Origin of the sequence: Xanthomonas sp. NCPPB 2586, from assembly GCF_041475775.2 — a bacterium.
Lineage (GTDB): Bacteria > Pseudomonadota > Gammaproteobacteria > Xanthomonadales > Xanthomonadaceae > Xanthomonas > Xanthomonas campestris.
In genome coordinates this window covers 2,558,836-2,570,881 of record NZ_CM192981.1, presented here as the reverse complement: position 1 = coordinate 2,570,881, position 12,046 = coordinate 2,558,836, and the positions used below count along the sequence as shown (strand labels likewise).

At 66.3% G+C, this 12,046-nt stretch carries 1 protein-coding gene; it reads left to right on the top strand.

Annotation, left to right across the window (positions count from 1 at the left end; all coding sequences use genetic code 11):
- The first annotated feature begins 167 nt into the window (after positions 1-167).
- Positions 168-12,011, top strand: coding sequence for an autotransporter-associated beta strand repeat-containing protein (locus ACCQ09_RS11010; RefSeq protein WP_228427917.1), 11,844 nt, complete (start codon positions 168-170; stop codon positions 12,009-12,011).
- Positions 12,012-12,046 lie beyond the last annotated feature (35 nt).

Below are 12,046 nucleotides of genomic sequence, written 5' to 3'. Positions count from 1 at the left end.
TATTAATCGCTCAGCACATCCAGTTGGATTGGTATTCATCGTACTCATCCAGGGATTAATCGAGCGCTGCCATAGGACCGGCGTTTGATCCAAACATTTTTTTGAAACGTCATCCAGGCGCGCACTTGCGTGCGCGCCGATCTTTGCTTGTAACTCAGGAGAAACATATGAATCGTGCGTTTGCGCTGGTCTGGAACGCGGCTGTCGGTAATTGGGTCGTCACGCACGAGTTGGTGCGGCGGCGGCGTAAATCGGGAGCGACCCGGCGCAATCTGCCGAGCATGGTGATCCTCGCCCTGGGAGCGGCTGCACCCACGCTGGCCTGGGGAGCGTGCACGCCGGCGCTACCTGCCGCTGGGCAAACGGTGACCTGCACTGGATTGCCGATCACCAGTAATGCGTTCTCCAGCAACGCGAACAATCTGACCGTCAACGTCGCCTCCGGAACGCAGATGACGGCGGGGCTGCTTGGCGGCACCGCCATTGCACTCGGCGGTACCAATTCCACGCTCAATAACAGCGGCACCATCGATCCTTCCGTGCTTGGCCTGCTGTCAGTGCTCAGCACTGGCGTGACGATGGGCAACGCCAGCTCGACGCAGGTCACCGTCAATAACCTCGCGACCGGCACGATCTACGGAAGCGGCGGCCTGCTCGGTGCCAACCTGCTCAACCTCGATGGCATGGCGCTGGGCATCACAGCCGCACCTGCCGGCGTGGTGCAGATCAACAACGCCGGCACCATCAGTAGTCGCCCCCTGTTGAATCTCTCGGTGCTTGGCTCGGATACGCCGGTCATCGCGGTCAGCGGTGGCGCCACGGTCAACGCAGTGAACTCCGGCACCATCGAAGGGCGGGTGGGTTTCCAGAGCTCGGCCACCGGTAACACCTTCATCAATTCCGGCGCCATCAACGGCAGCGTGTCGATGGGCGCCAACAGCATCAACAGCTTCACGGCGGTCACCGGTAGTAGCGTCAACAGCGCAGGTGGCATTGGGGTCGCGCTGCTTGGGCCAGGCGGGTTGTTGAGCTTTGCGGCAACCGGCACCGTGGATGGCGGGGCGGGCGGCACCAACACCTTGATCCTGCAGAATTCCGCCACGGGCACTGGCAGCGGCACCGCCGGCACGGCGGCGCTGAGCACCTCGCAATACATCAACTTCGGTAGCCTGCGCGTCAACAGCGGTACCTGGACGCTGGGCGGCGCGACCAATTTCAGTAACACCGCGCTCAATGGCGGCGTGGCGCAATTCGCCAACCCGGCCCTGTTCGGCACCAACATCACCGCCAACGGTGGCGCGATCGAGGCCACCGCCGCCAATCTGACCTTGAGCCCCACCGGTGGCATTGCACTCACCGGCACCGGCCTGACGGTACAGGGCGCCAATGCATTGACCATCGGCAGTGCGCTGACCGGGACCGGCGCGCTCACCAAAACCGGTATAGGTGCCGTCACCCTGACCGGCGCCAATACCTATAGCGGCGGCACCACGCTGGCAGCCGGCAGCCTGACGCTGGGCAATAACACCGCGCTGGGAACCGGCACGGTGACTGCGGCAGGTGGCACCCTGTCGGGCACCACCGCACTCAACCTCGCAAACGCCTTTACGTTGACCGATAGCCTGACCATCGGCGGCACCAATGCGGTGCGGCTCGGTGGCGCCGTCAGCGGCGGCGGTGGTTTCGTCAAGACGGGTACCAACACCTTGACCCTGGGCGGGACCAATACCTATACCGGCGGCACCACGCTCAATGCCGGCACAGTGGTGCTGGAAAATGCCGCCGCTCTGGGCACCGGCGTGGTGACCGCAGGCGGCGGAGCGCTGGACACCATCGCACCGTTGTCGCTTGCGAACAGTGTGCTTCTCAACAGCACACTAGGCGTGGGTGCCAGCGGGAACGCGCTGAGCCTGACCGGCGTGCTGTCGGGCACCGGCGGCATTACCAAGACCGGCACCGGCACGTTGGCGCTCACCAATGCCAATACCTATACCGGCGCGACCACGCTGGCCGGCGGCACCTTGCAGGTAGGCAATGCGGCGGCATTGGGTGGCAGCACGCTCAATGTCACGGCTGCGTCCACCTTGTCGAGCAGCATTGCGCTGGCACTGGGCAATGCGGTTTCGCTTGCAGGTCCATTGACGGTGAGCGGTGCCCAGGCGCTGACGTTGGGCGGCGCCATCGGTGGCACCGGCAGCCTGCTTAAAAGCGGTACCGGCGACCTCACCCTGACTGGCACCAACAGCTACACCGGTGGCACCACGTTGAGCAGTGGCCGTCTGCTGGTGGGGACGGGCAGTGCGTTGGGCACCGGCACGCTCACCGCCAGTGGTGGCGAACTTGCTGCCACGGCACCCACCACGCTGACCAATGCGGTCGCGCTCACGGGTGCGCTCGGTGTGGGCGGCAATGGCACGGCGCTGACGCTGTCCGGTACCGTCAGCGGCACCGGCAGTGTCAACAAGCTGGGCACCGGCACGCTGACACTGGGTGGTTTGAATACATATACCGGCGGCACCACGCTGGGAAGCGGCACCTTGCAGGTGGGCAGTGCCACGGCATTGGGCGGCGGGGCGTTGAACGTCACCGGCAATGCCGCGCTGCAAAGCACGGCGGCCACCACGCTGGGCAACGCCGTGAACCTGTCTGCTGGCGCGCTGACGTTCGATGGGACGCAAGCGCTCAGCCTGACCGGCACGGTCAGCGGCACCGGCAGCCTGGTCAAATCCGGCACCGGTGATCTCAGCTTGAGTGGCAACAATGTGTTCACCGGCGGCACCACGCTCAGCGCTGGTCGGTTGACGGTGGGCAGCAATACCGCATTGGGCAGCGGCACGTTGACGGCAGCAGCCGGTAGTACGCTCGATTCTGCAGTGGTGAGCACACTCGCCAACGCGATCGCGCTGACCGGCGTGGGCGCTGTCAATGTGGGCGGTGCCAACGCGCTCACGCTGAGCGGCGACATCAGTGGCGTGAGCAGTTTGAACAAGGTTGGCACGGCGAGTCTGAGCCTGACCGGCAACAACACCTATACCGGCGGCACGCGCCTGAGCGCGGGCAGCTTGCTGGTGGGCAGCGATACGGCGCTGGGCACCGGTGCACTGACTGCCGCCGGCGGTGTGTTGGACAACACCGCGCCCGTGTCGCTGAGCAATGCAGTGGTGCTGGAGCAGAATCTGGCGCTGAGTGGCAATCAGGATCTTGCACTCGGCGGCAGCGTCAGCGGGACGGGTGCACTGATCAAGAACGGCAATGCGGCGCTGAGTTTGACTGGCACCAATAACTTCACCGGTGGTGTCACTCTCAACGCAGGCACGTTGCTGATCAACAGCGGCGCAGCACTGGGAACCGGTGTACTCACCGCAGCCGATGCCACGCGTCTGGACACAACCGCCGCTGCCAGCGTCGGCAATAACGTGGCCCTGCTTGGCGCACTCACGGTAGGCGGCAGCAACGCGCTGGATCTGACCGGCACCGTCAGCGGCACCGGCAGCCTGATCAAGGAGGGTGTCGGCGCACTCACGCTCACCAGCAACAACGTTTACAGCGGTGGGACGCAACTCACCGCAGGCAGCCTGGTGGTTGGCGCGGATGCTGCGCTTGGCACCGGCGCGTTGACCACCGCCGATGGCACCGCGCTCAGCGCAAGCACTGCAGTCACGCTGCAGAACGGCATCGCGCTGGGCGGTGCGCTCAGCATCGATGGGCAACCGCTCACGCTCAATGGCGTGGTCAGTGGCGCGGGCAGTTTGATCAAGAACGGCACCAATGCGCTCACGCTCAACGGCAACAACACCTGGGCCGGCGGGTTGCAACTGCAGGCCGGCTCGGTACTGGTGGGCAGCGATACCGCGCTTGGCCTGGGCACCCTCACCGCTGCCGCCGGCACCACGCTGGATGCCACCACCGCGGCAACCTTGGGCAATGCAGTCGCAGTGGATGGCGCGCTCACCATCGGTGGCACGCAGGATCTCACCTTGAATGGGGTGGTCAGTGGCGCCGGCAGTCTGGACAAGCAGGGCACTGCCACGTTGACGCTGGGTACTGCGAACACGTTTACCGGTGGGACGACGCTGGGCGCTGGCCGCCTGGTGCTTGGCAACGAAGCCGCATTGGGCACGGGGCAACTGACCATCGCCGGCGTCGCCGAACTGGATACCGCTGCAGCGACAAACCTCGCCAATGCCGTGCAGTTGAATGCACAGCTCACCTTGGCCGGCAGCAACGACCTGAGCTTGAACGGTGCCATTACTGGCACCGGCGGCCTGCTCAAGAATGGCACCGGTACGTTGTCACTCACCACCACCAACAGCTATAGCGGCGGCACCACGCTGACCGGCGGCACACTGGCCGTGGGTGCGGATGGCGCACTCGGCACCGGCAGCCTGTCGGTGGTGGGCGATGCAGTGCTGAGCAATGCGATTGCCGTGGCACTGGGCAACGACATCACCCTGGACGCGGCGTTGACCGTCGATACGGTGGGCGACCTGCTGGCCACCGGCAACATCAGCGGCACCGGCGGGCTGACCAAGACCGGCGCGGGCATTCTTACCCTCGACGGCAGTAACAGCTACACCGGCCCGCTGGCAGTGCAGGCCGGTGCACTGGTGGCCAACACCGCTGCGGCACTTGGCAACGCGAGTACGGTGGATGTCGGCGCCGGTGCCTTGCTGAGCCTGACCGGCGGTGGCCTGATCAACAGCCTGGGCGGCGCCGGCAATGTGGATGTGGGTGCGGGCAGTACCTTGCAGGTGGGCGCGGGCAGCTTCGCCGGCAGCCTGATCGGCAATGGCAACCTGGACAAGATCGGCACCGGTACCTTGAGCCTGCTCGGCGACAATGGAGTGGCCGGCAGCACCTCGGTCAGTGGCGGCACCCTGGATGTGGCGGGCAGCCTGACCAGCAGCACGCTGAATGTGGCGCTCGGCGGCACCTTGCGCGGCGCCGGCGCGGTGACCGGCCCGGTGACCATCGCCGACGGCGGGCGTCTGGCGATCACCAGTGGTTCCACGCTCAGCGTGGGCGGGTTGTCCCTTGCATCCGGTGCCTTCATCGATGCCTCGCTGGCAGCGCCAAGTGCCACCCGGCTGCTTGCGGTCAACGGCAACCTCACACTCGATGGCACGCTCAACATCACCGACATCGGTGGCTTCGGCACCGGCGTTTACCGGCTGATGGACTACACCGGCCTGCTCACCAACAATGCCCTGTTGCTCGGCACCATTCCCGGCAGCGTGGACATCAGCCAGTTGGCACTGCAGACCGCGATCGGCCAGCAGATCAACCTGGTGGTCACGGCACCCGGCAGCATCGTGCAGTTCTGGGATGGTGCGCAGACGGTTGCCAACGGCAGCGTGGACGGCGGCAGTGGAATATGGGGCGCCGCCAGCAACTGGACCGGTCAGGACGGCACCGCCAACAGCACCTGGCAGGGCGATTTTGCGGTGTTCTCTGGCACGGCCGGCACCGTGGGTGTGCAGGGCGCCCAAGCGGTGGGCGGGCTGCAATTTGTCGCCGACGGGTATCAGTTGACCGATGCCGGCGCGGGCAGCTTGAGCATCACAACGCCATTGACGGCGGTCCGCGTGGACCCCAATGCCACCGCCACGCTCGATGTCGGCATCAGCGGTGCAGGTGGCCTGGAGAAAGTGGACACCGGCACGCTGGTGCTGGATGCGGCCAATAGCTACACCGGCGGCACCACGCTCAGCGGCGGCACGCTGGTGCTTGGCGATGCGCAGGCGCTCGGCAGTGGTGCACTCACCACCGCCAACGGCACCACGCTGGATACCAACCAGGCCCTTGCCGTTGGCAATGCGGTCGTGCTCAACGGCGCGCTGAATCTTGCCGGCAGCAACGATCTGGCCTTGAACGGCGCCATCACCGGCGCGGGCAGCCTGGTCAAGAACGGCACCACCACGCTGACGCTCGACGGCGCCAACAGCTACGCCGGTGGCACGGTGTTGAATGCCGGCACGCTGGCGCTGGGCAGCAATACGGCGTTGGGCACCGGCAGCCTGTCGGTGATTGGTAACTCCACCTTGAGCAACGCGATCGCGTTGGCATTGACCAACAACCTCACGCTCGGTGCAGGGCTCACCGTAGACACGGCGGCCGATCTTTCGCTCAGCGGCGTGCTCACCGGCGCAGGCGGGTTGACCAAGACCGGCCTGGGCGCGCTGACGCTGGCGGGCAGCAACAGCCTCAGCGGTCCCTTGTCGGTGCAGACCGGCGTGGTGGCGACCACCGCGCCGGGTGCACTCACGGGCGTGGGCGCAGTGGACGTGGCCGCAGGCGCGGGCTTGCAGCTGGGCAGCAACACCGCACTAGGTGCACTGACCGGGCTGGGCAATGTCGCCATCCTGGGCGGCAGCACGTTGCAGGTGGGCAACACCAATGTCACCGGAACCTTCGGTGGCAGCCTGAGCGATGCGGGCAATCTGGAAAAGGTCGGCACCGGCGCGTTCCAGCTCACAGGGACCAGCAGCATTGGTGGCACCACCCTGGTGAGTGCGGGCACGTTGGATGTGGACGGCACGCTGGCCAGCGCAGGTGGGCTCACGGTCGCCAACGGCGGCGCCTTGAGCGGCAGCGGCGTGGTGGATGCGGCGGTCACGGTAGCCGACGGTGGCCGCCTGGTGGTGAGCAGCGGCGCGCTGCTGACCACCGGCACGCTGGGCCTGGCACCGAATGCAACCATCGATGCGTTTCTCGGCATTCCCAGCCAGACCGGCGTGCTCGCGGTCAACGGCGACCTCACCCTGGACGGCACGCTCAACATCACCGACATCGGTGGCTTCGGTAATGGTGTGTATCGCCTGATCGATTACACCGGCGGGCTGACCGACAACGGCCTGGCCTTCGGCACCATTCCTGGCTCTGTTGATCCCACACAATTGGCCTTGCAGACCGCGTTGGCGCAGCAGGTCAACGTGGTGGTGTCCGCGCCGGGCAGCAACGTGCAGTTCTGGGATGGCGCACAGACGGTGGGCAACGCGCAGATCGAAGGCGGCACCGGCACCTGGACGGCGGGTGCCACCAACTGGACCGGCATCGACGGCCTCACGAATACCGATTGGCAGAACAGCTTTGCCGTATTCGCCGGCACTGCCGGCAACGTCGGCGTGCAGGGCACGCAAGGCATCACCGGCATGCAGTTCGCCACCGATGGCTACGTGCTCACCGATGCCGGCGCTGGCGCCCTGAGCGCCAATGCCGCCACCACCATCGTGCGCGTGGATCCGGGCGTTACCGGCACCATCGACGTCACCATTGGCGGCACGGGCACCTTGCAAAAGCTCGACACCGGCACGCTGATTCTGGGCGCAGCCAACACCTACACCGGCGGCACCGCGCTGGGTGGCGGCACCCTGGTGCTGGGCGATGCCCAGGCACTGGGCACCGGCACGCTCACTGCTGCCACCGGCACCACATTGGATACCGATCAGGCGCTTGCCATCGCCAATGCCGTGGACCTCACCGGCGCGCTGACAGTGGCCGGCAGCAATGATCTGGCGTCAAGCGGTGCTATCACCGGCGCCGGCAGCCTGGTCAAGAACGGCACGACCACGCTGACGCTCGACGGCGCCAACACGTACGCGGGCGGCACCGTGTTGAACGCCGGCACCTTGGCGGTGGGCAACAACACGGCACTGGGTGGCGGCAGCCTGGACGTGATCGGCACCTCCACCTTGAGCAATGCCGTAGCGGTGGCACTGGGCAACGCGGTCACGCTCAACGCCAATCTCGCTGTTGCCAATGCGGCCGATCTGTCGCTTAGCGGCGCGATCAGCGGGGCAGGTGGGCTGACCAAGAGCGGCACCGGAACGCTGACCTTGTCCGGCGCCAACAGCTTCAGCGGGCCACTGGCGGTGCAGGCCGGTGTGCTCGCCACGACAGCCGCCGGCACGTTAGGCACGACGAGCACTGCCGATGTCGCCGCAGGGGCCAGTTTGTCGCTGGGCGGCAATGCCGCGCTGGCCACCTTGACCGGGGCCGGTACTGTCGCCATTACCGGCGGCAACACCTTGCAGTTGGGTGCCAATGACGCCAGCGGCAGCTTTGGCGGTACGTTGAACGACGCCGGCAACCTGCAGAAAGTAGGCACCGGCACGCTGCAGCTCACCGGTACCAGCGCACTTGGCGGAACGACGCAGATCAGCGGCGGCACGCTGGATGTGGATGGCACGTTTGGTAGCGCCGGTGGTCTTACCGTCGCGACGGGTGCGACGCTTACCGGCAGTGGCAATGTGGTTGGCGCGGTCGGCGTCGCCGATGGCGGCCGCCTGGGGGTGACCAGTGGTTCCACACTCTCCACCGGTTCATTGACGCTGGCATCTGGCGCCAGCCTCGACGCATTGCTTGGAGTGCCCAGCGATACACGCGTGCTCGCGGTCAACGGCGACCTCACCCTGGACGGCACGCTCAACATCACCGACATCGGTGGCTTCGGTAATGGTGTGTATCGCCTGATCGATTACACCGGCGGGCTGACCGACAACGGCCTGGCCTTCGGCACCATTCCTGGTTCTGTTGATCCCACACAATTGGCCTTGCAGACCGCGTTGGCGCAGCAGGTCAACGTGGTGGTGTCCGCGCCGGGCAGCAACGTGCAGTTCTGGGATGGCGCACAGACGGTGGGCAACGCGCAGATCGAAGGCGGCACCGGCACCTGGACGGCGGGCGCCACCAACTGGACCGGCATCGATGGCCTCACGAATACCGATTGGCAGAACAGCTTTGCCGTATTCGCCGGCACTGCCGGCAACGTCGGCGTGCAGGGCACGCAAGGCATCACCGGCATGCAGTTCGCCGCCGATGGCTATGTGCTCACCGATGCCGGCGCTGGCGCGCTCAGCGCCAATGCCGCCACCACCATCGTGCGCGTGGATCCGGGCGTCACCGGCACCATCGACGTCACCATTGGCGGCACGGGCACTTTGCAAAAGCTCGACACCGGCACGTTGATTCTGGGCGCAGCCAACACCTACACCGGCGGCACCGCGCTGGGAGGCGGCACCCTGGTGCTGGGCGATGCCCAGGCACTGGGCACCGGCACGCTCACTGCTGCTGGCGGCACCACACTGGATACCGATCAGGCGCTTGCCATCGCCAATGCCGTGGACCTCACCGGCGCGCTGACAGTGGGCGGTAGCAACGACCTGACCCTGAGTGGACCGGTCAGCGGGGCCGGTGGGCTGATCAAGAACGGCACCGCGACGCTTACCCTGGATGGTGCCAACAGCTACACCGGCGGCACCGTCTTGAATACCGGCACGCTCGGAGTGGGCAGCAACACGGCGCTGGGCACCGGCAGCCTCTCGGTGCTGGGCAATGCGACGTTGAGCAATGCTGTGGCGGTGGCGCTGGGCAACGCGGTCACCCTCGGCGCCACGCTCGATGTCGCCAATGCGGCAGATCTGACCCTGGCCGGCGACATCAGCGGCAATGGTGCGCTGGTCAAGTCCGGTACCGGCACGCTGACGCTGGATGGCACCAACAGCTACACCGGCGGCACCACGCTCAATGCCGGTACCACGGTGGGCGACAGCGCCAGCCTGCAAGGTGCGATCGTCGACAACGCGGTGCTGGTGTTCAACCAGACCACCGATGGCGTGTTCACCGGTTCGATCACTGGCACCGGCTCGGTGACCAAGGACGGCGCGGGCGATCTTCGTTTGAATGGCGCCAATGCCTACACCGGCGGCACCACCATCACCGCGGGCACCTTGATCGGCGATACCACCAGCCTGCAAGGCAACATCCTCGACAACGCGGCGCTGGTCTTCGACCAGGCCGGTGGCGGCGTGTATGCCGGTGTGATCAGCGGCACCGGCAGTGTCGAAAAGACCGGCGCCGGTGCATTGGTGTTGACCGGCGCCAACAGCTACACCGGCGGCACCCTGGTCAGCGCCGGCAGCCTGATCGGCAACACCACCAGCCTGCAGGGCAACGTGGTCGACAACGCCACGTTGGTGTTCGACCAGGCAACCGACGGCACCTTCGCCGGCGCCATCAGCGGCACCGGCAATGTGGTCAAGCAAGGCGATGGCGTGCTCACGCTGAGTGGCACCAACAGCTATAGCGGCGGCACCACAATTGCCGATGGCACCTTGCAGGGCACCACCAGCAGCCTGCAGGGCAACATCCTGGACAACGCCGTGCTGGTGTTCGACCAGGCCGGTGACGGCACCTTTGCCGGCAACATCACCGGCAGCGGCACGCTGATCAAGAACGGCACCGGTGCGGTCACGCTGGCTGGCGTCAACAGCTATCTCGGCGGTACCACCATCAATGCCGGCACCCTGATCGGCGACACCGACAGCCTGCAAGGCAACATCCTCAACAACGCAGCGCTGGTGTTCCTGCAGGACGCCAACGGCACCTATGCAGGCACCCTGTCGGGCACCGGCACCCTGGTCAAGGACGGCACCGGCACCTTGCTGGTGACCGCCAACAGCGGTGGCTTCACCGGGCCGACCACGGTGAGTGGCGGCACCTTGAGCGTGGGCAACCCGGCCAATCCGGGCGCGGCCCTGGGCGGGCCGGTGACGGTGGGCCCGGGCGGCACGCTCATCGGCAGCGGCACCATCGGCGGGCTGAACCTGTCGGGCACCCTGCTCAGTGGCGGCGACAGCGGCTCGATCACGGTTGGCGGCAATGCCACCATCAATCCAGGTTCCACCTGGCAAGTAACCCCGGGAAGTACCGGCACGGTCACACCGGTCACGGTGGGCGGCACGGCGGTGGTCGCGCCGGGCAGCACCCTGCAATTGATACGCACGCCGGACATGCCCCTGTTCGTGGACATCCCGCTGATCAATGCCGGTGGTGGCCTGAGCGGCCAGTTCACCAACATCACCTCCGACTACGCGTTCATTGACCCGAATGTCAGCGTGAGTGCCGGCGGGCTGTCGGTGTCGTTTGGGCGCAACACGGTGTCGATGGTCGACATTGCGGTGACGCCGAACGAGCAGGCCAGTGCCGCAGGTGTAGATGGCCTGCCCACCACCAGCCCTATCTTGCAGGCAGTGCTGCGTTTGCCGGACGACCCGCAGGCCGTGCGCACCGCGTTCGCCTCGCTGTCCGGCGAAAGCCACGCCACTACCGCGACGGCAATGCTCGATAGCCGTTTCCTGATGAGCGGCATCGGCAGCCATCTGCGTGGCGACAGCCAGGACACCCGCGTGGGCGACACCACGGTCTGGATCGCCGGCCGCAGCCGTCCGAACCGGATCGACGGCGACAGCAATGCCAACTCGGTGCGGCGCGAAGACGATGGCGTGATGGCCGGTGCCGAACGTCGCATCGGCGAGCGCAGTCTGATCGGCGTCGCGGTGGGTGCCCAGGACCTGGAAAGCTGGTCGCGTGCCAACGATGATCGTGCCGATATCGATGCCACGCATGTCGGCGTGTACGCGCAGGCCGACTGGTCCGCTTTCACCCTGCAGGGTGGGGTGGACTATGTGGACTATCGTGTCGACAGTACCCGCCGCGTGATTCTGCCCGGCGTGATGGAAGAACGTCTGAGCAGCGATTACGACGCCACGGCCACCACGGTCTCGCTGGAAGCGGCCTGGAACCTGCAGGCGGGCACCGCGGTGTACAGCCCGTTCGTCGCGGCGGCCTACACGCATCTGAAGACCGACGGTTTCAGCGAGCGTGGCGGCATTGCCGGGCTGTCGGTGGACAGCGCCAGGGACGAGTACACCACCAGCACGGTGGGTGTGCGCGGCCGTTGGGAGCTGGGCCAACAGGCCGGCCTTTACGCATCGGTGGGTTGGCGGCATGCCTATGGCGACCGCCAGGTGCAGCGCTCGGCGGGCTTCATCGGCGCAGGCACCAGCTTCTCGGTGCACAGCGTGACCCTGGCCAAGAATGCGGTGGTGGGCGAAGTGGGCGTGAGTCTGATCACCTCGCCGAGCAGCCGCATGGCGTTGTCGCTGCAAGGCCTCAATGGCGATGGCCAGACCGCGTATGGCGGGCAGGTGACCTGGGGCTGGAGCTTCTGATCCTGCCGCGGTTGCAGTGTTGAAACAGCAAAGGC

Coding starts and splice junctions, on each gene's coding strand:
- ACCQ09_RS11010 (WP_228427917.1), top strand. CDS start 168: ATGAATCGTGCGTTTGCGCTGGTCTGGAACGCGGCTGTCGGTAATTGG.